General features: G+C 59.7%; 17 protein-coding genes and 1 pseudogene. 3 read left to right on the forward strand and 15 right to left on the reverse strand.

The window, feature by feature from the left end; genetic code table 11:
* Window positions 1-4: 4 nt before the first annotated feature.
* From AC1RPZ_RS22325 to AC1RPZ_RS22365, 9 genes are all read right to left on the reverse strand, one after another.
* Entirely contained in the window at window positions 5-730 is a 726-nt protein-coding gene (locus AC1RPZ_RS22325) for a glycosyltransferase family 25 protein (protein WP_493139467.1), read from the reverse strand.
* 53 nt (window positions 731-783) lie between these two features.
* On the reverse strand, window positions 784-2040 hold the full coding sequence (locus AC1RPZ_RS22330) for a glycosyltransferase family protein (protein WP_493139469.1): 1257 nt from the start codon (window positions 2038-2040) through the stop codon (window positions 784-786).
* Window positions 2041-2141: 101 nt separating this feature from the next.
* On the reverse strand, window positions 2142-3026 hold the full coding sequence (locus AC1RPZ_RS22335; protein ID WP_493139471.1) for a glycosyltransferase: 885 nt from the start codon (window positions 3024-3026) through the stop codon (window positions 2142-2144).
* Window positions 3023-4177 (reverse strand): glycosyltransferase, encoded by a 1155-nt coding sequence (locus tag AC1RPZ_RS22340; RefSeq protein WP_493139472.1) that lies wholly within the window; start codon window positions 4175-4177, stop codon window positions 3023-3025. The genes AC1RPZ_RS22335 and AC1RPZ_RS22340 overlap by 4 nt, the downstream gene beginning before the upstream one ends.
* The gene (locus tag AC1RPZ_RS22345) at window positions 4174-5058 is read right to left on the reverse strand and encodes a DUF6625 family protein (protein WP_493139474.1); all 885 of its coding nucleotides are present in this window, start codon (window positions 5056-5058) and stop codon (window positions 4174-4176) included. Before AC1RPZ_RS22345 ends, AC1RPZ_RS22340 begins: the two co-directional genes overlap by 4 nt.
* 52 nt (window positions 5059-5110) lie before the next feature.
* Window positions 5111-6523, reverse strand: coding sequence for a PIG-L deacetylase family protein (locus AC1RPZ_RS22350; RefSeq protein ID WP_493139508.1), 1413 nt, complete (start codon window positions 6521-6523; stop codon window positions 5111-5113).
* Window positions 6524-6531: 8 nt separating this feature from the next.
* Window positions 6532-7428 carry a GNAT family N-acetyltransferase gene (locus tag AC1RPZ_RS22355; protein ID WP_493139475.1) on the reverse strand — a complete coding sequence of 299 codons (897 nt, stop codon included), beginning with the start codon at window positions 7426-7428 and terminating at the stop codon, window positions 6532-6534.
* The gene (locus tag AC1RPZ_RS22360; RefSeq protein WP_493139476.1) at window positions 7428-8558 is read right to left on the reverse strand and encodes a glycosyltransferase; all 1131 of its coding nucleotides are present in this window, start codon (window positions 8556-8558) and stop codon (window positions 7428-7430) included. Before AC1RPZ_RS22360 ends, AC1RPZ_RS22355 begins: the two co-directional genes overlap by 1 nt.
* Entirely contained in the window at window positions 8542-10299 is a 1758-nt protein-coding gene (locus AC1RPZ_RS22365) for a carbamoyltransferase family protein (RefSeq protein ID WP_103316341.1), read from the reverse strand. Before AC1RPZ_RS22365 ends, AC1RPZ_RS22360 begins: the two co-directional genes overlap by 17 nt.
* Before the next feature lie 346 nt (window positions 10300-10645).
* On the opposite strand from AC1RPZ_RS22365, the pseudogene AC1RPZ_RS22370 reads away from it, so the two are divergent.
* Window positions 10646-10970 (forward strand): annotated as a pseudogene (locus AC1RPZ_RS22370) (DUF6124 family protein).
* 618 nt (window positions 10971-11588) lie between these two features.
* On the opposite strand, the gene AC1RPZ_RS22375 reads toward AC1RPZ_RS22370, so the two are convergent.
* The 6 genes from AC1RPZ_RS22375 to glnE all read right to left on the reverse strand — a co-directional run bounded on the left by AC1RPZ_RS22375 (window position 11589) and on the right by glnE (window position 20181).
* The gene (locus AC1RPZ_RS22375) at window positions 11589-13028 is read right to left on the reverse strand and encodes a lipopolysaccharide kinase InaA family protein (protein WP_493139478.1); all 1440 of its coding nucleotides are present in this window, start codon (window positions 13026-13028) and stop codon (window positions 11589-11591) included.
* 1 nt (window position 13029) lies between these two features.
* Window positions 13030-13836, reverse strand: a complete 807-nt coding sequence (rfaP, locus tag AC1RPZ_RS22380; RefSeq protein ID WP_493139480.1) for a lipopolysaccharide core heptose(I) kinase RfaP — start codon at window positions 13834-13836, stop codon at window positions 13030-13032.
* Complete coding sequence (locus AC1RPZ_RS22385; RefSeq protein WP_493139482.1) at window positions 13836-14957, reverse strand: glycosyltransferase family 4 protein; 1122 nt, start codon at window positions 14955-14957, stop codon at window positions 13836-13838. The genes rfaP and AC1RPZ_RS22385 overlap by 1 nt, the downstream gene beginning before the upstream one ends.
* Complete coding sequence (gene waaC / locus AC1RPZ_RS22390; RefSeq protein WP_493139484.1) at window positions 14957-16018, reverse strand: lipopolysaccharide heptosyltransferase I; 1062 nt, start codon at window positions 16016-16018, stop codon at window positions 14957-14959. Before waaC ends, AC1RPZ_RS22385 begins: the two co-directional genes overlap by 1 nt.
* Before the next feature lies 1 nt (window position 16019).
* Complete coding sequence (gene waaF / locus AC1RPZ_RS22395) at window positions 16020-17054, reverse strand: lipopolysaccharide heptosyltransferase II (protein WP_493139485.1); 1035 nt, start codon at window positions 17052-17054, stop codon at window positions 16020-16022.
* 187 nt (window positions 17055-17241) lie between these two features.
* Window positions 17242-20181, reverse strand: coding sequence for a bifunctional [glutamate--ammonia ligase]-adenylyl-L-tyrosine phosphorylase/[glutamate--ammonia-ligase] adenylyltransferase (gene glnE / locus AC1RPZ_RS22400; protein ID WP_493139486.1), 2940 nt, complete (start codon window positions 20179-20181; stop codon window positions 17242-17244).
* Between the two features lie 382 nt (window positions 20182-20563).
* On the opposite strand from glnE, the gene aceE reads away from it, so the two are divergent.
* Both aceE and aceF read left to right on the forward strand, forming a co-directional pair.
* Complete coding sequence (gene aceE, locus AC1RPZ_RS22405) at window positions 20564-23209, forward strand: pyruvate dehydrogenase (acetyl-transferring), homodimeric type (protein WP_493139487.1); 2646 nt, start codon at window positions 20564-20566, stop codon at window positions 23207-23209.
* 11 nt (window positions 23210-23220) lie between these two features.
* The gene (gene aceF / locus AC1RPZ_RS22410; protein WP_493139488.1) at window positions 23221-24855 is read left to right on the forward strand and encodes a dihydrolipoyllysine-residue acetyltransferase; all 1635 of its coding nucleotides are present in this window, start codon (window positions 23221-23223) and stop codon (window positions 24853-24855) included.
* Window positions 24856-25161: the final 306 nt, after the last annotated feature.

Raw genomic sequence — 25161 nt, forward strand, 5'->3', positions numbered from 1 at the left:
CACACTATCCGAACAGGCCATAGCGAAGACGCGCAGCCATCCGGCCCAGGAGTTGTCGGGTCTTGAGCTTGGGCTTGCGTACCACCTGCTCGATATCACTCATGACCATCAGGCTTTGCCGGGCCAGCAGGGGGCGCACAAGGAACGCGCGGGTCGTGGGCAGGAGACTTTCCGAGTAATACCAGTCGAGCGGCAGCCCACTGACTGGGGCCTCCTGCAGGATCCGATCATAGAGCTCTGCCCTGACCACGTAGGCATGAGCCAGGCGCACCCGGTTGACCGCCACCAGGCTGGCTGAAACCTTGCGCGCCTGCCCGCCCTTCTTCACCGTGCCCCCCAGATACACCAGGGTCCAATCCCGCGACGACAATTGCGCCGGCACCCGACGCAGGACCGCAGGCGCATAGGACTCAAACTCGCAATCGTCCTCCAGGACCAGCACCTGCGGCCAGCCGCGAGCCTTGGCCATGGCAATCACCGCAAGATGGCTGCGCATGCACGCCCAAGTGGCGCGCAACTTGTGTTCGAACCTGTCGCTGTCGCCATCGACGCGCAGCAAAAACTCGCGCAGTTGCGGCGAAGGCGGGTCATCGTCCAGCCGATGCATCGACACTGCGCTGAAACGCTCGGCCTTCAATCCCAGGCCGTGCAAGTGTGCCTGTATGCGGGCCCAGCGATCCTTCCTACTGTCGAGATTGATGACGCAGGCATGTGCAAAGGGCCAAATCATTTTCCGTTCACCGCAACCGTGATTATTTATGTGCATGGCCTGACTCGGGGCCCCTACTGAACGGTGCCGTCAAGCACCTGAGAGGGCACAGGCTCTGCCTGCAACAGACCGACCAACAACCCGATCGTGGTATCCAGCCCTTCTATCCCGTGCTCCAGGTGAAACTCGGCGAAATGCCGGGCTCGCTCCAGGCACTGCTGATAGTTGCTCTGAGTCCAGACGACCCGCTCGGCCAGCTCTGCAGTCGTGGTAACACGCTCGCCCAGGAAGCGCTCCTGAGAAAAAATGTCGTGATGTTCACCGACATTGACATAAATGACCGGGCGCCGCGCCAGAGCCGCCTCGATAACCGCGTTAGACATGATGCTTACCACGATCGAAGCCAGTCCCAGCGCTGCGGACAGACCGATTCCGCGGTCCAGAACCTGCACGTTGGGCAGTGCCGCGGCCGCTCCGTGCCAAAACAATACCTGGCTACGCGGATGCGCCTTGATCAGCACCTGGTACTCCGGGTGCTGCACCGCCCAGTCGCGCAACAGGGCGTAGGTTCGCTGGTAACCACGCTCCTTCTCTTTGTCCGGACCGACGCCCAGCACCAGCAGCACCTGTCGCTCGGGATCCGGTGGCGGCAAGTCGTAGGCAACGTCAATCATGTGCGAACCGGACAGCACCGCATTCGAACTACCGAAGCGCAGCGGCCGTGACTGCAGGGCTTCCAGCGAACTGCGGCCGAACATGAAGTAATAGTCGTAGTCGTTCATGCCCAGACGACTCGAAGACTCGACCGTGGTCGCGTGCGCCAGGTGCACCAACAGGAGATGATGCCGGTTCAGCGCCAGGCGCAGGAAAGGCACATACAGACTACCGTTACGGTCGTTGAGCAGAATCTTCGGCTGGTGGTGAGCCACCAGCCACTCAGCATGCGCGGCATAGCCAAAATAGCGCAGCGGCACCGGCTGCTGCGGATGCTTGAGCAGACGCTGGGCGAGAATGGTCGCTGGCACCTGCAGCGCGGTTTCCACCAGTGAGTGACCGCTGGCGCGCAGCGCTGCAATCAGCAGCTTCTTGCGCTGCAAGGGAATGACTTTGGATGCCGACTGCAACAACAGGAAATCGCAGGGCTCGGCCACGACCTCGGTTGCCAGGCGCGCCTGCGCCCTCCAACCGAACCACCAGTCTGCGCAAGCGTCCCGACCAAAGCGCAGAAGGCTGCCCAGCCAGGAATGACGCTCGCGCAACCGCCGCCAGCGATAGCGGTCCAGGGCATGAGCCTTGTCAGCCCAGCTGTTGCCGGAAACTTCCGGGGTCATGCCGACCTCAATACACAGCGCTCGATCTTCGGCAGCTTGCGAATGGCGCGCTTGGCGCGCTTTTCCAGAAAACGTTGAATCCAGCCCATTGCATCGCCCCCTCAGTTCTTTTCCAGCGGGGAAAAATACAACCGCGCCAATCCGCGCCAGGTCTTTGCAGTCCAGGCCTTGAAAGGGATCTGCGTCAGCAATTCACGCGCCAGCGCCCGATCGCGATTGGAGGTTTTGAGGAACATCGAGTTGAGGAACTTGTAACGCACCTCGTCATACGACGGATGATCGCTGAACAGCGCGTAGGACCGCAGAATGTTGTCGATCATGAAGCGATGATTCTTGTACGAGTTGGTCGCGTGCTTGCGATAACGCGCCATCAGTACACTCAGACCATCGATGAAGTAACCCGCGTGAGTCACCTTCAACTCGATCAACAGATCCTCCAGACGAATAGTCGGGTCGAAGCCACCCACCTTGTCCAGCGCCTCACGCCGAATCATCAGCGTCGGGGCCGGCGGATAAGGTTTGCGCTCGAGGAACATGTCATCGAAGTCCAGGCGTCGGAACGGAACATCACGGCGCTGACGTTTCTCGGGAAAGAGGTTGCCATCGGCGTCGATCAGTTCGATGTTGCCAGCGCAAATTCCGACCTCGGGTTTACCGTCCATGTAAGCGACCTGAATCGCTATCCGCTCCGGCAACATGATGTCGTCAGAACCGAACGGGACAATCAAGCTGCCTTTGGCCCGAGCAATCGCACCATTGAGTGTATTGGTCAGCCCTTGATTCTGCTGAACCCGGAAATCGAACGAGTGTTGTTCTTGCAGCCGCTGGATTCGCTCGACGCTGTCATCCTTGGAGCCATCATCAATGACCAGCAATTCGATATTCGAATAGGTCTGATTCAGGACGCTGAGAATACTCTGCTCTATGTACGGGCCGTGGTTATAAGAAGCGATGATCACCGTCACCACGGGTTGATCGTCTTTCATACCTCCCCCTTGCGCGCCTGACTCAGCCCTGAATCGATCAATTGCAGATACTCCTGACGGAACACGTCGATATCGTGCTGCTCCTGCAGATAACGGTAGGCCCGCTCACCTTTGGTTTTGAGGTCCTCATCCGAAAGTCCCAGATAGGTATCCAACGCCCCGACAAGAGACGGGACATTCGCCGGCTCGACGGCAAGACCGCCCGCGCCCTGAACAAGCGGAAGCATGGCTGGCACATTCGAGGCAATCACCGGCAAATGGCCGCTCATGCCTTCGAGTAATGCCAGGCCCAAGCCTTCGGCCAACGAGGGCATGGTCCAGATATCGAACGCACGAACATACTGCAGGGCGTTTTCCTTGAACCCCAAGAGATGCGCACGGCCGCTCAGACCCAATCGCTCAATTTCACTGGTCAAACGTGCTTCTTCGCGACCGGCACCGATGATCGCCAGCTGCGCTTTCGGGTATTTGTCTTTGAGCGCAGCAAAAGCCTGCAATAAATAGGTATGGCCTTTAACGGGTACCAGACGCCCAAGTGCGCCAATCAAGCGTACCGATGGATCAAGCCCCAACAATTCGCGCGAACGCTCGCGAGAGTGCTGCAAACCTTCAGCCTGCTCGATATCAATGGCATTGGTAATGGCATAGGTATTGCTGTCAGTGAAGCCGCAATCACACTCCAGCAAGTACTGTTTGACCGCTGGCGACACGCCGACAAAACGCCAGTGGCCATCGATGAGGTTCTGGGTCTGACGCCGCCGGTAAAAACGATCGTACTCACCGAAGCCATGAGAGATACCGATACACAACGGTATTTTCAGCCAGCGATTGAGTTGCAACAGCATGTTCACCGGCTTGAAGCGGTTGCAGATGACCACATCGAACTTTTCTTTTCGGCAAAACTGATACAGCCGCCACATGACTCGCAGGCGCATCCCCTTGAGGGACTTGTCGGAGAACTCGAAATAGACCGAGCGATCGGCACGGCTCACAGCCTCACCCGGCCCCGGCCGGCCGCGCAAGAACGCCGCTGTTATTTCATACCGTTCTACCGGCAGGGCTTTGACGATCTGCTCCGCGAGGTCGGCAAAATCGTGCGCTTTTACGTTGTAGTCCGGCTGCAGCTGCAAGACCTTGGAACGCTGATTCATGGCACCTCCCCGATGAAACCTGTTGCGTCAATGACCCAGGCCGACTCGGCAGCCAGGACTTTTACGTATTCAGGATCAGGCTCTGACAACCGTGACCACTCATTACGTTTCCAGCACAGGAAGTGGAAATACGGAAACGAACGGTCACCGTCCCGATCATTAGTCAAACAACCATCGCGCCAGTACCAACGCAGGGGGAAATCAACAGTGCCATCGTGCCACTTGATAACGCCGCCAGGGGTACTGAACGCTTCGGTGAATTCGCTGCGCCGCCGCCAAGAATTGAACTTGCCAAGCAAATTGAATAACGGTTTGGGGAAATTCTTGCGCCAGAGGAATATCCGGCTGAACGCCCCTTCATCCAACGCGTGGTGCTGCTGATCGGTAAAACGCGTTTTCCAGTTCTCGATCCGCATGAAACACTCGCGCTGGCGAGCCGTATTGCGCATCAGGCACAGGTGCCCGGCGACGCGTCGCTCATGGGTCGAAAACAGGTCAAAGCCGGCCAATCGCTCAGCAGTGAAATAGCGACGCAGGTCACCGTACAACAGATCGATATCACTGAAAGCCCAGAAATCGTAACCCTCCAGGCGATCAGCATGGATATGGCCGAGCGCTGGTTTGATATCACAGAGCTTGTAAGCCGCATCAGGCGAGAAATCGATATTCAAGCGTCGCGATACCAGTTGGCAGTATTCGCTGAAGCTGATGCTCTCGATCTTTACGTTGTCTGGCAGGTTCTGCGGACTACCGCAGTCACTGAACAATAACCAGTCGATATCCGCATTGCGCCGGCAGCTTTCGAGAAAGAACTGCATCCAGAACGGCCAGCGACCGAAATAAGGAATAACGAAAAGAATGCGGGGCGACGGATTATTCACTGAGAGCTCACTACAGAGAAGAGAACACGAGGCAATGTATACCCGTGAGGCTTTATTTATGCTTCAAAAACCAGAACAGCTCATGACGCCTGACAGCCTTGCGGAAAAACTCGTTCTCTCCAAGAGGCGACAGCGCTCTGCCAGCCAGGAGCCATTGTATCGAGCGACGCAATCGACGCTTGAACGGCATTCGCGGTTGCAGGTCATGCATCATCCCCAGCGCCATGGCCTTGTCACGCTGCTGCTCAATCGACAATGCCAGGCAATATGGCTGCAGCACGTGCGCCGAATCGAACACTGGCGGCAATGCAATCCCGGCCCCTGAGTCGCCCATCGGCCAGCGATCATTGTCATGCAGGTGGTTGGCGTAGCCGAGCAGTGTCGTCGGCTGCCACTCAAGGCCCTGCAAGGCTTCAAGCACGGCTTGCTGTGCGCAGATGTGATCAGGATGCGGGTCCAGCGCAGGGTGTGGCAGGACGATCACTTCAGGACGAGCCTTGAGCAGCAACTCACGCAAATCGGCCAGCAGATTATTCCAGGTCGGTGCGCCGTCGCTGTCGCCGGGCAGGGAGAACGGGTTCAATTGGCGGAACAGCCGGGTATCGCTCAAGTCCGCTTCCCGGGAGGCCATTGGCTGATCCGGCGCAGCCTGCATGGCGGCCAGCTGCAGGCAAAAATACCCCAGCTGCACGCATTGCGCCTCAGGCACGCCGGCCCAGCGCGGCACGGCAATACTGTCCCAGGCGCGCAAGCGGCCCTTGATCCGCGAAGCTTCGACCGCGCTCAGCCCCATCTGTTGATAGTGCTCGGCTTCGATTTCACCGGCGGTCAACGTGACAATCCAGGCCTCGTCGGCCTGGCTGTACAAACCGAAAGCAGCCAGCTCGGCATCGTCGGCATGAGGCGCAATCACCATCACTCGCTGACGCCGGTAATCCGCTTGTTCGAACGACCAGAGCACTGGCTCGCCGAGCAATCGGCAGAAGTGCCCGCGCAAACGCAAATGGCCCTGCGACAGAACGTCTGCCTGGCCACTGAGGTTGAGGTAACGCAGGCCGTTTACACCACGTTCGAAGGTTTGTCGGTCCGGATCATCGCCACCCGACAACTCGACCAGCGGATCAATAAAACGCCCCAGCCAGGTACTCTTTATCCGTAGCGCCAGCACCAATGTGGTGTCGTCGGTCAGGATCACACCGTCGTCCAGCAACAGACGTCCACCGTCCAGGCGAACCTTGGGCTGCTGGGTGTACGGCGGGAAGCTGTACTGGTAATCATCCTTGGGCGAGTAAAACAGGTGGTCAGCAAACCACGCCTCGTGGGCGATCCAGGCCAGGACCGCCAGTACCAGCGGCAGCCACCAGGCCACCAGCACACCGACGGCGATCAACAGCAACAGTGCGATCAACAGACCGATGCGCTTGTTGCGCCGATGACGCTTGAGCAATTGCTGCTTGCGGCTGATGGTCTGGCTCATACCGTGAACACCGGCACGGGGTTGCACCAACGGTCCTTGTATTCGCGATCGGCACGCCCGAAGGAAAAGCGCAGCGGCTTGTCGATCGCTCGCGCCTGCTCCCAGGCGCTTTGGGTATTGAGGAAGCTCAATACGCTGCCGGGGCTGAACTCGCGAGTCTCGGGGTCAACTCCACCGTTGATGTACTCGACGCTGATCCACTCCGGCGCTTCAACGCGGTAGACCAACTGAATCGCAATCGGTGCGTCGTTGAGGAAGATCACCGAGCCGATCAGCAACTCGCGCAGCAGTTCGAGCACCTCGCTCATGCGTGCCGCACCGGTCGCCGGAAAACCCCAGCGGCGCTGAAACAGATCGCAATAAATCGCTGCCAGCTCCTGACTGGAAAAGTCGCTGACCGGCCGTATTACGCCACCGGCCTCTTCCAGCAAGCGCAGTTCACGGCGCTGGTTGTAGCGAAACTTTTTCGACAGTTCTTCAGGTGTGCGGGCCATGGCCAGTTGTTCGGCTTGCAGCTTGAGGCCGGTAAAACGGCCTTCATTCAGCGCCGACAGGTAACGCCCGCGGTGACGCAGCAGCGCCTGCGAGTCGGCCGCAGCCGGCAGGATGAATTCAGCGTTGCCGAGATCGAACAGACCCTTCTTGCCGTTACGCTTGAGCACGTCCTTGGACAATGCCAGGTCGCGGCCCCAGGTCGGGATCGCGGCTTTCAGTTCGCCACCCTGCTCCCAGGCCAGGTAACGCACCGGGATATCGGCCAACTGCGCCAGACGTTCGACCACCAGTGGATGAGTTGCGACGCTACCGCCAAAACGCTGCCAGGCATCGCTATACGTCGACGCGTCGACAACGGACCAGCCACGCTCGCGCCAGCCTTGAAATCGGTTGAGCATCAGGCCCTCGCCGTCAGTTCAAGGACGTGCGGCAGACGCCAGAACGCCTCGCGCACTGCGCGATCCGAGAAGCGCTCGCGCAGGCGATCAAGCATCATTTCGGCGCAGACCTGGTGCTCGTGCTGATTCATCACGGCCAGGTGTTGCAGGCCCTGCGCCAGGTGTTCGACATCTCCCAGAGGGAACAAAATACCGACACCTTCGACCACTTCCTTCGCCCCGCCGCACGCGGTGGCCAGCAACGGCACACCAGCGGCCATGGCTTCGAGCAGTACCATGCCGAACGGTTCGTGGTCGGAACTCAGGGCAAACACATCGAAGGCCCGGAAGTAACGACGCGCCTCCGGTACCTGACCGAGAAACAGCACGCGGTCACCGATACCGAGTTCGCGAGCCAGATCCTTGAGCTTCTGCTCCAGACGGCCGGAGCCAAGAATCGCCAGTTGACTGTCGACCGGCAAACGCGGCAAGGCCTGGGCAAAGCCGCGAAGCAAGGTGGCCTGGTCCTTGTCCGGGTGCAGGCGACCGACGTTGCCGATCACCCACGCATCCGGCGACAGCCCCAAGGCATCGCGCGCCTCATCGAAGGACACCTGAGAGGCCTGCAATGCGTCGACATCGATGCGGTTGTAGAGGGTTTGAATCCGCGCCGCCGGCCACTTCGGCAAGCAACGGCGCATGTCGTCGCGGACCGCATCGGAAACCCCGAGCAGGCTCAGGCGCTTGCGAAAAATATGCGCGAACAGCTTGCGCGTCCGCCGCTGGTAATCACCAAAGGCGTGATGCACCCCGATCACCGGCAACGCCGTACCGAGCAAGGCGATGTAGATCGGTTTGAAACGGTGGGCGATACAGAAACTGAAATTGCGCGACTGGGCGATTTTGCGCAGATCGGCAATCGCCGAAAGCTTCAGTCCACGAATGGCCTTGGAGCTGTATTCCATGAACAGCACTTCATCAGACGCACAACCTGCTGCAACGTCAGCATCGGCGACCCCGGTGAGAAACACCGTGGTCACTCGATAACCAGACCCTGCAAACAGGCTGGCGTACTGTCGGACGCAGTCCAGGAACGGCCCGTCATAGCCGTGACAGAACTGCAGCACATGGCGTTCAGCCGAGCGTGTCATAAGCGTCCGCGCCGTCTTTGACCACCAGAATATCTTCCATGATCAGATACTGCAGATCGGAACCGAAGAACATGTTCAGGGCGTCGGTCGGTGAGCAGATCATTGGCTCACCACGGCGATTCAGCGAGGTGTTCAGCGACACACCGTTGCCGGTCAGCACTTCCAGCGCTTTCATCATGTCGTAGTAGCGCGGATTGTATTCGCGCTTGAGCACCTGGGCACGGGAAGTACCGTCTTCATGGACGACTTCCGGCACGCGGGTTTTCCACTCTTCAGCCACTTCGAAAGTGAAGGTCATGAACGGTGCCGGGTGATCGATCTTGATCATCTGCGGCGCCACGGTGTCGAGCATCGACGGGCAGAAAGGCCTCCAGCGCTCGCGGAACTTGATCTGGTGGTTGATCCGGTCAGCCACGCCGGTGGCGCTTGGGCAACCGATGATCGAACGACCGCCCAACGCACGCGGACCGAACTCCATGCGCCCCTGGAACCAGGCCACCGGATTGCCGTCGACCATGATCTTGGCGATCTTCTCCGGCATGTCGTCGAGCTTGCGCCACTTGGGCGCGCTCGGGTGACGGGCGCAGGCAGCGATCACATCTTCGTTGCTGTACGACGGGCCGAGGTAGACGTGTTCCATCTTCTCGACCGGTACACCACGGGCGTGGGACACGTAGGCTGCCGCACCCACCGCGGTGCCGGCATCGCCGGACGCCGGCTGCACGAACAACTCTTTGATGTCGTCGCGAGCGATGATTTTCTGGTTCAGTTTGACGTTCAACGCACAGCCGCCGGCGAAAGCCAGCTTGCCGGTTTCCTTGAGCACATCGCCCAGGTAGTAGTCGATCATCTGCAGCGCCAGTTTCTCGAACAGCGCTTGCATGCTCGCGGCGTAGTGAATATATGGCTCGTCAGCGATATCGCCTTCGCGCTTGGGCCCCAGCCACTCGATCAGCTTCGGCGAGAAGTAGAAGCCCTTGCCCTTCTCTTTGTAGCGACGCAGGCCGATGACGTTGGCGTAGTCGGTGTTGATCACCAGCTCGCCGTTTTCGAACGAGGCCAGTCGGGAGAAATCGTATTTGCTGGCGTCGCCGTACGGCGCCATGCCCATGACCTTGAACTCACCGTCAAGCATTTCGAAGCCGAGGAACTCGGTGATCGCGCCGTACAGGCCACCGAGGGAATCCGGGTCGAAGAATTCCTTGATCTTGTGGATCTTGCCGTTCTCGCCATAACCGAAGAAAGTCGTGGCGTACTCGCCCTTGCCGTCGATCCCGAGGATCGCGGTTTTCTCTTTGAAACCGGAGCAGTGGTAAGCGCTGGAGGCGTGAGCCAGGTGATGCTCGACCGGCTCGATCTTGATTTTCTTCGGATCGAAGCCCAGTTGCTCGAGGCACCAGACAATCTTGTTGCGATAGCGTTTGTAGCGACGGTTGCCCATCAGGATCGCGTCAAGCGCGCGGTCCGGGGCGTACCAGTAACGCTTGGCGTAGTGCCAGCGGGCCTTGCCGAACAGGCTGATCGGGGCGAACGGGATCGCCACCACATCAACGTCGGAAGGTTTGATGCCAGCCTGTTCCAGACAGAACTTCGCCGATTCGTAAGGCATGCGGTTCTTTGCATGTTTATCGCGTACGAAGCGCTCTTCTTCAGCGGCCGCGACCAGCTTGCCGTCGATGTACAAGGCTGCGGAAGGATCATGGCTAAGGGCGCCGGACAGGCCAAGAATCGTCAATGCCACAGGGGTCTAGCCTCTTTAGTCTGCATGCAGGCGGCGTGCGCCTGAAAATAATGTGTCCTCGCAAAAGGGCGAGAAACAGCTAAAGGGCGGGATTATAGCGTAAAGAGGGCGGGAATGACCCAGAGGTTGTTTGACGCACAAAGTTCATAATCAAAAGGACACGGCATGCGACGACAACAAAAAGAACGATGTTTATAAAGTCTGTAGGTTTCAGAGAAGCATCCGACATGGTTTTCAGGTTGTCGGTGGGAAGCCCCATGACTAGTCTTTGGTGGTCGCTGCCAATTCAGCGACCGGACGTGAGAATCCGGACATCTCTAGACGCAACTTCACTAGGAGCGTCATCATGGACAAAATCACTACAAATCCGCCTGAAACCCCAAGCACTTCCCCTTACGCCTCCAACGACTCCAAAAAACTCCACGACGCCGCCGAGCGCGCTGGACTACTACCTGAAACCACCGTTCGCCCAAGCCAACCTGCCCGACAAACGTCCCTCCAACATCTTCGCGGTCATCCCCGATCTGGATAACGAAACCCTGCTGGCCAGCGACCTGGCGTTCGAGCTCGAAGGCACGCGCCGACATGTGGCGCTGGCGATTCAGCAGATGATCTCGTTGGGAGAATTGTTGGTGAATCGGGCACTGGATAATTTCGATCAGCCGGAATAGCGGTAACACCGCACTGTGGGAGCGGGCTTGCTCGCGAAGAGTTCATCACATTCAACATCTCAGCTGACTGCCAGTCCGCCTTCGCGAGCAAGCCCGCTCCCACATTTTTTTGATCGGTGTACATCTACAAATGATCAGCATCTAAAGCCGTACACGCCCCAACCACTCAGGCCGGCCGGTAGGCCGCCGTGCTGTTGCCGTTGATCTTGATCCACCCGCCCCTTCGGAAGGCCGAGCGCAGGTGTTCATCAGGGGGTTGGCGCGCAGCGCCGTACGGCGCAGCCGGACACATCGAGAGGAGGTCGAAGCGAAGCCGACCGGAGGCGATGCCCCCTGATGGACACCGGAGTGAGGGAACGCCGAGCCTAGGCGAGGGGCCGTACGCTTGGGGCGAGACCTTTGGTTACTTTGGGGCGTTTGCCAAAGTGACACGCTGTAAGAGCGGAACCATAAGTCGCCGTGACCGCAGAAATGGATATGTACACCTGCAAGAGATGGGCCGGCTGTCAGGCCGCCATCGCAGGCAAGCCAGCTCCCACAGTTGAACTGTGTACACCTGCGGGAGATTGGTCGGCTGTCAGGCCGCCAGGATCAAAAGATCGCAGCCTGCGGCAGCTCCTACACATCCTTGGGCAACCGCTGATCGATAACTTGATGCAGGGCACTGCTCTCCGGCCAGTTACGCATAAACCGCGCCCGATCCCGTGCATACGCCGGAGCGAAGCTGCTCAGCGAGCCGTGCTGACACATCGAATCCAGGTCGATCAACGACCAGCGATCCGTGTCCCAAAACAGATTATGCCCCTTGAAATCCCCATGACTGATGCGCTCGCGAATCAGCTCGGCAAACAAGTGATCCAGCGCCTGCAATTCAGCTTCGGGAGCCTCACCGCTTTCAACGAACGGCGCGAAGCGTTCGATGATGTCCGGTCCCGACAGGTATTCGGTGATCAGATAGGCCCGGCTGCGCAGCCAGAAAAAACGCTTTTCCAACAAGGCCAGCGGCTTGGGCGTGGCGATGCCAAGGAACGCCAGACGATTGCCTTCGCGCCACGAGTGCCAGGCGCGGCTAGGGCGCCAGAAGCGTTTGAGCCAATGGGCAAAGCCCTTGATGTTGTAGCGCTTGACCAGCAGCGTGCGCCCCGCCACCTCGACCTTGCCAACACTCGCCGCACCACCGGTCTTGTACAGATAGCCCTGATCAAGCAATGCATCGGCCTGCGTCAGCACCGGCAACATGGCCGCCTCTTCTTCACGACGAATCGCGCGCAATCCGAATGCCCCACGCTGCACGCTGAACAGCGTGCACTCGCGGCCGACCTTGATCAGGAAGTCTTTCAAGCGCCAACTGCGGACTTTGTTGACCTGCTTCTGCAAAGCCTCCAGCGGTAAGGCGTGCTCGCCATTACTCAGCAGGTAATACACCAGCAACTCTTCGGTAAACGGCTCAAGCGATTTGGGCAGCTGAGCGAAAAACACCCCGAGGTTTTCCAGCACTTTTTGTCGGGACAACGGCTGACCGGCCTGCTCGACGCGGACCCCTGCACCATCAATCAAGTACAGTTTGCCGTCGTGACGCAGCAGGTTGTCCAGGTGCAGATCTTCCTGCCACAGGCCCTTTCCGTGCAATTGACCGATGGCCGCCAGTGCCTCGGCCAATACTGCCGTTTGCTCGTCCGCCAGCGCCGGCAGTGCTTCGACCTGTTTCCACGCATCGCCGAGGCTTTCGGCGCCTTCGAGGAAGTCGAACAGCAGCCAGCCACCCTCGCCGTCCTTCAAGCCATCGACCAGCAACAACGGGGTGGTCAACCCTTGAGCAGCGAGCAGACGCACGCCATCCAGCTCACGCTGAAAATGCTTTGCCGCCTTGCTGCCCACCAGCAGCTTGGCCAGCACTGGGCGTCCACGCCAAACCGCGGCGCCAACGTAGCGCTGGCCCGGCAGAACCCGCAGCAAGCTGAGCAATTGCAACTGCGCCGGACCTGCGGCGTCAGCCAACTCGATACTCAATGGCAAGCCTGGCGTACGACCGGCCCCCTTCAGTTCAGACAAACGCATATCAGAGCGCATCCCCATAGCGCTGTTTGCGCTCATAAAGCTTGTTGGCCTTGCCCTCGAGCCACGCCAGCAACGACGCCTCTTCGCGCAGAATCTGGCGCAACGGCTGCTGGAAGTAACCTTTGAGGAAACGCAGCTTGTCGCGACGCGTCAGACCGATATCCAGTGCCGAAAAATACAGCGCCGCCAGGTCTTTATTGCGCCAGCGTTTGGTGATTGTCGGTCGGGTCTGGGCGCGGTGCAGGTCGATCACCGAGAGCTTGAAGTCGTCGGCCGTCACCGGTTTGTCGGTGTGCAGCAGAAAGTGGCAGATGTAGCAGTCGCGGTGATTGACCCCGGCGCGGTGCATCATGCCGGTCATGCGCGCCACTTCGGCGATCAGTGCACGCTTGAGTTTTGGTTCCGGCGGCTGCTTGACCCAATCGATGCTGAAGTCTTCCAGGCTGACGGTCGGCGCCAGCTCTTGCGTGACGATGAACGAGTGCTGGTCCGCCGGGTTGCTGCCGCGTTCGCCGTAAGCAACGGCGGTCATGGTCGGCACACCGACTTTCTGCAAACGCTGGATGGCCCGCCATTCCTGGCCGGCACCGAGCACCGGCAGCTTGGCGGTGAGCAGATTCTTGAAGATCTCGCCCCAGCCAATGCCCCGGTGAATTTTCACAAAGAAGCCGCTCCCGGCGACTTCAGTGCGCAGGGTCCGGCGAGCTTCGAGCTCACGGTACACCTCGCCCTCCAGGCCTTCGACTTCAACGAACGCATCGCGCCCGGCCCAAAGGCTCTTGAACGGTTCGGCAAGAATCAACTTCATCAGTGTTGCTCCGCCAGAATCACATCCGCCGCGTGCTGCGGCATGCTGTAGAGATCGGCCGTGTTGGCGAAGACCAGGCCGTTACGACCCCAGGCCGCACGCGCGGCGTCGTCGCTCAACATGCTCGTCAGGTACTGCGTGAGTTGCGCCTGCTCGAACGGCTCGTCCAGCACCAGACCGCTGTCAGCTTCGGCAATGTAATGCGCGTAACCGCACACCGCACTGACCAGCACCGGCAAACCGGCCACCAGCGCTTCAAGCAATACCGTCCCGGTGTTTTCGTTGTACGCCGGGTGGATCAGCAGATCGGCACCGAGCAGGAAACGCGGAATATCGCTGCGGCCCTTGAGGAACTGCACGCTATCGCCAAGCCCCAACGCGGCACTCTGCAACTGGAATACTTTGGGGTCGTCCTGGCCAATGACAAACAGCCGAGTACGTTTACGCAGTTCTGCAGGCAACGCCGCCAAGGCCTTGAGGCTGCGGTCGACACCTTTGGTCTTGAACCCGGAACCGATCTGCACCAGCAACAATTCGTCTTCGGCCAGGGAGAATTCGCGGCGGAACTCGTCACGGATTTCGGCCGCATTGGCCGGCGCGCGACGGTCCAGAGCAATGCCCGGTGGCAGCAGGTGGAAGCGCTCAAGCGGGGTGTCGTAATGCTTGATGAACAGCGGCTGCTGGACTTCGGAAATCATCAACACTTCGGTTTTCGCCTCTTTGGCGAACACCGCGCGCTCATACTCGGCGAAGTGCCGGTAGCGGCCCCAGCGACGATAGAGGGAATTGCGCAGGGTCTGCGCCTTGTCCTCAAAGCAGCCGTCGGCGGCGTAATAGACGTCGAGCCCCGGCATTTTGTTGAAACCGATCAGCCGGTCCACCGGACGCTTGGCCAGGTCGGCTTCCATCCAGGCACTCAGCTTCTCATTGCGGCGATGGTTGAAGAGTGCCTTGACCGGTGCCACCAACACGTCGAAACCCGGCGGTACGTCGCCTTCCCAGATCAGCGTGTAGACGCGAATCTGATGCCCGCGCTGCTGACATTCCAGAGCGATGCGCATGAAATCACGCTGCAATCCGCCAAACGGGAAATATTTGTACAGGACAAAAGCCAATTGCATCAGCGCAGCTCCTCAGCCATTAACAACGTGCTCAGTCGGCTCGCGACACGCTCGGGGTTCAGGCGAGTGAAGCACAACGGCCACTCGCGCTTGAGATCAAACCGACGCTGATCTTCAGCCGTCGGTTGGTAAGAACATTTCTTTTGCAGGCACGGCGCACACGGGAAGTTGCTCGCCAGGTGCACCTGGCTTTTGCCGTAGGCACCGGTCAGGCCCGGATTGGTTGGACCGAACAGCGACACCGTCGGCACGTCCAATGCGGCCGCCAGATGACCGAGGCCGGTATCCACCGCCACGCAGGCTTGCGCACCGGCCAACACCTTGGCGATGCCGGCCAGGTTCAACCTGGGCAACACTTCGGCATTACGCAGGCCCTTGGCGATACGTTCGGCGCGGGCCTTCTCGGCCGGATTGCCCCACGGCAGCTTCACCGCCACGCCGAGGTGCCCCACGCGTTCGGTCAGCTCACGCCAATAAGCTTCCGGCCAGTGCTTGGTGTCCCACGTGGTGCCGTGCAGGAACAACACGTAAGGATTCTTGCGTGGCAACTCGACCAGTCGTTCGACGTTCAGGCCGTAATCGCCAAGCCCTTGCGGCAGGTCGTAACCCAGCGCCACGGCGAACAACTGACGCACTCGCTCCACCGCGTGTTGACCACGGGCTACCGCCAGACGGCGCGAATAAAAGCGCGCGGCGATTGGCTCACGGGCAGAATTTTTGTCCAGCCCAGCCACGGGGGCACGGACGTATCGGGTCAGCCAGGCGCTTTTGAGCAGGCCCTGAGCATCGATCACCAAATCGTATTTCGTGGCGCGAACGCTTTGCTTGAAGCGTTTCCACTCGCCGCTCTTGATGGTTTGCCAGATGTTCTTGCGCCAGCGCCGGATCGCCACCGGAATCACTTTGCCGACAGCCGGGTGCCAGGTCGGGATCTCGGCAAAGCCTTCTTCCACCACCCAGTCGAACGTGATGCCCGGGATCGCCCGTGCGGCGTCGGTCAATGCCGGCAACGCATGAATCACGTCACCCAACGAAGACGTCTTGATCAACAGTACCCGCAACTTAACGGACCTCGACCGGTGCGCCTTGCAGGCGATCTAAGGCTTCGTTCACCGGTTGCGGCGTAAGCTGGCGCAAGCAGTTGTAATGACCGAAACGGCAGGTGCGATCAAAGCAAGGGCTGCACTCAATGCCCAGACGAACGATCTCGACCTTCTCGGCGAGCGGCGGCGTGAAGCCCGGCGACGTCGAGCCGTAGACCGCTACCAGCGGGCGGTTCAGCGCGGCAGCGACGTGCATCAGGCCGGAGTCGTTGGACACCACTGAATCGGCGCAGGACAGCAAGTCGATGGCCTCGGCCAGCGAAGTACCACCACTGAGGTTGACCGACTCTTCACGCAGGCCCGGAATCAGCCGCGCGCGAATGTCTTCGCCGACCGCGTGATCGTTCTTCGAACCAAACAGCCAGACTTGCCAGCCTTCGCGGATTTTCGCTTCGGCGACTTTGGCGTAATGCTCGGACGGCCAACGCTTGGACTCGCCGAACTCGGCACCCGGGCACAGCGCCAGCACCGGACGATCGAGGGCCAGACCGAACTTGGCCAGCGCAGCGTCGCGGCTGGTCGGGTCGATTTGCAGGCTCGGGCGCGGATACGGCTTGGGCAACTCGACGCCCGGCTCATAGGCCAGCGCCATAAAGCGCTCGATCATCAGCGGGTAACGCTCTTTATCGAGGGTGCGCACGTCATTGAGCAGGCCGTAACGAAACTCGCCACGCCAACCGGTGCGTTTCGGGATGCCGGCGAAGAACGGCACCAGCACCGACTTCAACGAGTTGGGCAGCAGAATCGCCTGATCGTACTGGCCGGCCAGGGACTTGCCGATCCGCCGCCGCGTTGCCAGTTCCAGCACGCCGTGGCCGAGCGGAAAGCTCAAGGCCTGGCGCACTTGCGGCATACGCTCAAGGATCGGCCGACTCCACTCGGGGGCCAGCACGTCGATTTCGCACTGAGGATGACGCTGTTTCAGACACTGAAAGAGTGTCTGCGCCATCACCATGTCACCGACCCAACTGGGCCCAACGATCAGAATTTTCATAGTTATCCACAAACGAATAAGGGAGGCATAAGCCTCCCCGCCTCGATAATGACTGTGGGAGCAGACTTGCTCCGGGCGGCGTTCCGACGATGAGGCCATCACATTCAACATTGATGTCGACTGTCATTGTGCTATCGCGAGCAAGCTCGCTCCCACATTAGAGTTGTTTCGTCCATGCCTTCGAGTTTCAGCTTAACCCCAGCTCGCGCCAGATCCGCAGCACTTCGCGACGCTCGGCCACGAACTGGTCACCCGGAATCACCCCGGCCTCATTCTGCAGGGCCTGGCGGTGAGCAGCAGAACGGTAGGCTTTATACACCTCGCGCAGCAGGCTGGCGTCTTCGGCGGGCATCAGCCCGACCTCCTCCAAGCCTTCCAGAATGCGGATGTTATCCGTATAGCGAAGCAGCGAAGGGTGCGCGTCGGACCACGCCAAAGCGGCGTATTGCACCATAAATTCAATATCGACGATACCTCCCGCGTCCTGCTTCAGGTCGAACGGCGCCGTGGCTTCGAAGGCGTTTGCCGCGGTGCCGGCAGCGGTGCCCTTGCTCCCCAGGTTGTCACGCATCTTGGCGCGCATCTCACTGACTTCCTGGCGCAGCTTGGGCAAATCGCGTGCACGGCCCAGAACTTTCGCCCGGACTTTCTCGAAGGCCTGGCCGACATCCTGACTGCCCACCAGTACCCGCGCCCGCACCAGCGCCTGATGCTCCCAGGTCCAGGCTTCGTTTTCCTGATAACGCTCGAACGCCCCCAGAGAACTGACCAACAACCCCGAGGCGCCGGACGGACGCAGGCGCATATCGACTTCGTACAACTGGCCGGAGTTGGTCTGGGTGGTCAGCAAATGGATGATCCGCTGCCCCAGCCGGGTGAAGAACTGTGCACCATCGATCGGTTTCGGGCCGTCGGTTTCCGCCTGTGGATCACCATCGTGGATGAACACCAGGTCCAGGTCCGAACCATGCCCCAGCTCCAGGCCGCCGACTTTGCCATAACCGACAATGACGAAACTCGGGTCGCACAAGGTGCCGTCGGCACGCTGCGGCGTGCCGTACTTGGCGACCGTCTGGCGCCAGGCCAGGGCCAGCACTTGCTCCAGAATGGCTTCAGCGAGCCAGGTCAGGTAGTCGCTGACTTTCATCAGCGGCAGGCTGCCGGCAATCTCCGAGGCCGCCACCCGCAGGCGGTGCGCCAGTTTGAAGTGCCGCAAGGCTTCCATCTGTTGTTCGAGGTCATCCTCAGGAATGCGTGTCAGTCGCTCGCGCAATTCGGCAGCCAACTCCGGTGCCAACGGTGGCTTGAACAGCCGCCCTTCGTTGAGCAATTCGTCGAGCAATAGCGGGAAGCGAGTGATCTGCTCGGCAATCCACGGGCTGGCCGCGCACAAGGTCATCAGGCGCCTTAGCGCACCCGGGTTCTCAGTGAGCAGCACCAGGTAAGCCGAACGCCGCGCCACCGCTTCAACCAGCGGCAACACGCGTTCCAGCACCAGGTCCGGGCTGACGTGCTCCACCGCTTGCGCCAGCAAACGCGGAATAAAAGCATCGAGCCGTTCGCGCCCCAGACGTTGCATCGCTCGCAATTGCGGGCTGTTGCGCAGGCTGGCGAGGGTTTTCAGGGCCTTGGGCGCATCGACAAAACCGCCCTCTTCCAACTGACGGCAGGCGGCGTCTTCATCCTGGGCTTCTTCCCAGAGCGGCAGCCATTCACCGCCGACCACCACTTCGCGCTCTTCGCCTTCCTCTTCATCCGGGTCAGCGATCACCTGACGGAAGTGCCAGTCGACCCGGCCGCGCCAATACATCAGTTGCTCATGGAACGCGGTCCAATTGGCAAAACCCAACATAAAGGCAATGCGCGCCTGATCGTGCTCGCCATGTGGAAGCATTTGCGTCTGACGGTCGGCAATCGCCTGGATCGCGTGCTCGGTGTAGCGCAAGAACTCATAACCTTCGCGCAGCTCGCTGATCACCGCTGGCGGCAGGTAACCCTGCCCTTCAAGCGTGCCGAGGACTTTCAATAGAGGGCGCTGCTGCAAACTCAGGTCACGACCACCGTGAATCAGCTGGAAGGCCTGGGCGATAAATTCAACTTCGCGGATACCGCCGGAGCCGAGCTTGATGTTGTCGGCCATGCCTTTGCGCCGGACTTCCTGTTGAATCAGCTGCTTCATGGTGCGCAGCGCTTCGATTGCCGAGAAATCCAGATAACGCCGGTAAACGAATGGCCGAAGCATGTCGAGCAACTGCGCGCCCGCCACCTGATCACCGGCCACCACCCGCGCCTTGATCATCGCGTACCGTTCCCAGTCGCGACCCTGGTCCTGGTAGTACTGCTCCAGCGCGTTGAAACTGAGCACCAGCGCACCGGACGAACCATACGGCCGCAAGCGCATGTCAACGCGGAATACAAAACCGTCGGCGGTCATCGGGTCCAGCGCCTTGATCAACCGCTGACCCAAACGAATGAAGAATTCCTGGTTATCCAGCGCACGCTTCACGCCAACCGTTTCGCCACCTTCGGGGTAGGCGAAGATCAGATCGATGTCTGACGACAGGTTGAGCTCGACCGCGCCGAGCTTGCCCATGCCGAGGATGACCATGTGCTGCGGCTCGCCGCTGCGCCGGCCGGTGGGTGTACCGAACTGCTGGCAATGGCGCTGATACAACCATTGATAAGCCTGATCGATGCTCGCATCGGCCATGTCCGAGAGGTCGCGACAGGTCTGGATCAGATCGGCCTGGCGGGTCAGATCGCGCCAGATGATTCGTACTTGCTGGCGGTTGCGCTGACGGCGCAATACACGACCCAATTCATCGTCGCTGGTGGCCGTCTGCACGGCGGCCGCGATCTGCGCGCACAACTCGCCGGCGGCGAAGCTGCAATCGAGTTCGCCGGATTGCGCCAGTTCAAGCAACATCAACGGGTCACGCAAGCTCTGTTCAATGACAAAGTCGCTGGCCGCGGTCACTCGGGCAAACGCTGCCCAGCGCTCAGGCGACCAGGTCGACAGGCCATGATCATCGTCAAACAGGGCAACAGCCGCACGGAACGACTGCTCGGCGCGGCTGACAAACGGAAGGAGAATGGCCGGCAGTTCGGCAAGCGAAGGGAGGCTCATGATCTATCCTTGATCGGCGTAGAAAGGGCAGTCTGTAGTGAACGCATGAAAAGCACTACGCAAAGGAGTGTCGAACAAAAGTTAGAAATAGCTGAAATTTCGTTTTTTTTGGCAGTCAGCATCAAACTTCCACCTGTCTCGGTTAGCTAAAGACCAACAGTAACGATTATTCTCACAACGTAGCAGGAGGCCACAAGCCAGTCTTCTGTAGTTTTACTACTCGTATATACATCCGAAAGGCTGAAATGGCCGAAGATTTGTAGTAAAACTACACGCCGCCGAATCAACCTCCGGCATTCCAAGAATTTATAACGTCTGCCCACAAGGCCAGTCGCTAACTCAGGCAACCGATTCTGGAAGCCTTTCCGCCCTGGAGCAAGCCATGCAAGACCTCGATCCCGTCGAAACCCAGGAATGGCTGGACGCCCTGGAATCGGTTCTCGACAAAGAAGGCGAAGACCGTGCTCACTACCTGATGACCCGTATGGGCGAACTCGCGACCCGCAGCGGCTCGCAACTGCCCTACGCCATCACCACGCCATACCGCAACACGATCCCCGTTACCCACGAAGCACGCATGCCTGGCGACCTGTTCATGGAACGCCGCATTCGCTCGTTGGTACGCTGGAACGCGATGGCCATGGTGATGCGTACGAACCTGAAAGATTCTGACCTGGGCGGTCACATCTCCAGCTTCGCCTCCAGCGCAACTCTGTACGACATCGGCTTCAACTATTTCTTCCAGGCCCCGACCGACGAACACGGCGGCGACCTGATCTACTTCCAGGGTCACACCTCGCCAGGCGTTTACGCCCGTGCGTTCATGGAAGGCCGCATTACCGAAGACCAGATGAACAACTTCCGCCAGGAAGTCGACGGTCAGGGCTTGTCATCCTACCCGCACCCATGGCTGATGCCTGATTTCTGGCAGTTCCCGACGGTATCCATGGGTCTTGGCCCGATCCAGGCGATCTACCAGGCACGCTTCATGAAGTACCTGGAAGCCCGTGGTTTTATCCCCGAAGGCAAGCAAAAAGTCTGGTGTTTCCTGGGCGACGGCGAGTGCGACGAACCGGAATCCCTGGGCGCCATCTCGTTGGCTGGCCGCGAGAAGCTCGACAACCTGATCTTCGTCATCAACTGCAACCTGCAGCGCCTCGACGGCCCGGTTCGCGGCAACGGCAAGATCATCCAGGAACTCGAAGGCGTGTTCCGCGGTGCTCAATGGAACGTGACCAAAGTCATCTGGGGCCGTTTCTGGGACCCACTGTTGGCCAAAGACGTCGACGGTATCCTGCAACGCCGCATGGACGAAGTCATCGACGGCGAGTACCAGAACTACAAAGCCAAAGACGGCGCGTTCGTGCGTGAACACTTCTTCAACTCGCCAGAACTCAAGGCGATGGTTGCCGATCTGTCCGACGACGAGATCTGGAAGCTCAACCGTGGTGGTCACGACCCGTACAAGGTCTATGCGGCCTATCACGAAGCGGTCAACCACAAAGAACAACCGACCGTCATCCTGGCCAAAACCATCAAAGGTTATGGCACTGGCGCCGGCGAAGCGAAGAACACCGCGCACAACACCAAGAAGGTCGATGTCGACAGCCTGAAGTTGTTCCGTGATCGTTTCGACATTCCGGTCAAAGACGACGAAATCGAAAACCTGCCGTTCTTCAAACCAGAGCCAAACAGCGCCGAAGCCCGTTACCTGAGCGAGCGCCGCACTGCACTGGGCGGTTTCGTGCCACAGCGTCGCGCCAAGAGCTTCAACATCCCGACTCCGCCACTGGATACCCTCAAGGCGATCCTGGACGGCTCGGGCGACCGTGAAATCTCCACCACCATGGCCTTCGTGCGGATCCTCGCGCAACTGGTCAAGGACAAGGACATTGGCCCGCGCATCGTTCCGATCATCCCGGACGAAGCCCGTACCTTCGGTATGGAAGGCATGTTCCGTCAGTTGGGCATCTACTCGTCCGTCGGCCAGCTCTACGAGCCAGTCGATAAAGACCAGGTGATGTTCTACAAAGAAGACAAGAAGGGCCAGATCCTCGAAGAAGGCATCAACGAAGCAGGCGCCATGAGCTCCTTCATCGCTGCCGGTACTTCGTACTCCAGCCACAACCAGCCAATGCTGCCGTTCTACATCTTCTATTCGATGTTCGGCTTCCAGCGTATCGGCGACCTCGCCTGGGCCGCTGGCGACAGCCGCACCCGTGGCTTCCTGATCGGCGGCACCGCCGGCCGGACCACGCTGAACGGCGAAGGCCTGCAACACGAAGACGGTCACAGCCACATCCTGGCTGCCACCATCCCGAACTGCCGCACCTTTGATCCTACCTACGGCTACGAGCTGGCGGTGATCATCCAGGACGGCATGAAGAAGATGACCGAAGAGCAGCAGGACGTTTTCTACTACATCACCGTGATGAACGAGTCCTACCAGCAGCCAGCCATGCCGGCCGGTGCCGAGGAAGGCATCATCAAGGGCATGTACCTGCTCGAAGAAGACAACCGCGAAGCGGCGCACCACGTTCAACTGATGGGCTCCGGCACCATCCTGCGTGAAGTCCGTGAAGCGGCGAAGATTCTGCGTGAAAAGTTCAACGTCGGGGCTGACGTGTGGAGCGTTACCAGCTTCAACGAACTGCGTCGCGATGGCCTGGCCGTGGAGCGCAGCAACCGTCTGCACCCTGGTCAGAAGCCTAAGCTGAGCTACGTCGAAGAGTGCCTGAACGGCCGTCAAGGTCCGGTCATCGCGTCTACCGACTACATGAAGCTGTTCGCCGAGCAGATCCGCCAGTGGGTTCCGTCCAAGGAATTCAAAGTCCTGGGCACCGACGGTTTCGGCCGCAGCGACAGCCGCAAGAAACTGCGTCATTTCTTCGAAGTCGACCGTCATTTCGTGGTGTTGGCAGCCCTTGAAGCACTGGCTGACCGTGGTGACATCGAACCTAAGGTGGTGGCTGAAGCCATCGCCAAGTTCGGTATCAACCCGGAAAAACGCAACCCACTGGACTGCTGAGGAGACACTCTGTGAGCGAACTCATTCGCGTACCTGACATCGGCAGCGGTGAAGGTGAAGTAATTGAATTGCTGGTCAAGGTCGGTGATCGCATCGAAGCTGACCAGAGCCTGCTGACACTTGAGTCGGACAAGGCGAGCATGGAGATTCCGGCCCCCAAGGCCGGCGTCATCAAGAGCCTGAAAGTGAAGCTGGGCGATCGCCTGAAAGAAGGCGACGAGTTGATGGAACTGGAAGTCGAGGGAGCCGCTGCGGCACCTGCGGCAACCGCCGCTGCTCCTGCTCCTGCGGCCGCTGCAGCACCTGCCGCTGCGCCGGTACCGCAAGCTGCTCCAGCGCCAGCCGCTGCGCCTGCTGCTGCCACCGTTCAGGACATTCACGTCCCGGACATCGGCTCGTCGGGCAAGGCCAAGATCATCGAAATACTGGTCAAGGTTGGCGACTCCGTTGCGGCTGATCAATCGCTGATCACCCTGGAGTCCGACAAGGCCAGCATGGAAATCCCTTCGCCGGCTGCCGGCGTAGTGGAAAGCATCGCCGTCAAACTCGAAGACGAAGTCGGCACTGGCGACTTTATCCTCAAGCTGAAAGTGGTGGGTGCTGCGGCACCTGCTGCGCCGGCACAAGCGGCTGCTCCAGCCCCGGCTGCAGCCGCTGCGCCTGCCGCTGCTGCACCTGTTGCAAAAGCCGAGGCCGCTCCGGCACCGGTTGCTGCGCCAGCGCCAAGCGGTGCCAAGGTTCACGCAGGCCCGGCGGTTCGTCAGCTGGCCCGTGAATTCGGCGTCGAGTTGAACGCGGTGAGCCCAAGCGGCCCACACGGTCGAGTGCTCAAGGAAGACGTGCAGGTTTACGTCAAAGCCATGATGCAGAAGGCCAAGGAAGCTCCAGCCGCAGGCGCAACTGGCGGTGCCGGTATCCCGCCGATCCCGGTCGTGGACTTCAGCCGCTTTGGTGAAATCGAAGAAGTGCCGATGACCCGCCTGATGCAAATCGGTGCGTCGAGCCTGCATCGCAGCTGGTTGAACATCCCGCACGTGACTCAGTTCGATTCGGCTGATATCACCGAGCTGGAAGCGTTCCGCATCGCTCAGAAAGCCGTTGCAGAGAAGGCTGGCGTCAAGCTGACAATCCTGCCGCTGCTGCTCAAGTCCTGCGCGCACCTGCTCAAGGAACTGCCGGACTTCAACAGTTCGCTGGCACCAAGCGGCAAGGCGATCATCCGCAAGAAGTACGTGAACATCGGCTTCGCCGTCGACACCCCTGAAGGCCTGCTGGTACCGGTCATCAAGAACGTTGACCAGAAAAGCCTGCTGCAACTGGCTGCCGAAGCCGCTGCGCTGGCAGCCAAAGCCCGCGACAAAAAGCTCACGGCAGACGACATGCAAGGCGCCTGCTTCACGATCTCCAGCCTCGGGCACATTGGCGGCACCGGCTTCACGCCGATCGTCAACGCGCCGGAAGTGGCGATCCTCGGCGTTTCCAAGGCAACCATCCAGCCAGTCTGGGACGGTAAAGCCTTCCAGCCGAAACTGATGCTGCCACTGTCGCTGTCCTACGATCACCGTGTGATCAACGGCGCCGCTGCTGCACGCTTCACCAAGCGCCTGAGCGACCTGCTGGGCGACATCCGCACCATTCTGCTGTAAGACCGGGCGGCCCTCCTTCACTGGAGGGCCACTCGCGCTCCCTGTTTTCCGAGCGCCACGCTCGTACCTCAACCCCGCCAATTTGGCGGGGCTTTTTTTGCCTGGAAAACACTCGCCACGTCTCGATACCGTCAGCGATCATTTAAATGCCGTATGTATTCCTACTGTCGATAACAGTCGAGACTACTTTCGTGGCTTATTCAGACCACAGCCAAAGTCCACTTACCCATCAATATTTATCACCCAACGAACAATAGGATAGCGCCAACAAAGCATATTAACTGCTTTTACAAAACACTCTAACTT

This window comes from Pseudomonas sp. GW822-FHT02D10, assembly GCF_058802345.1.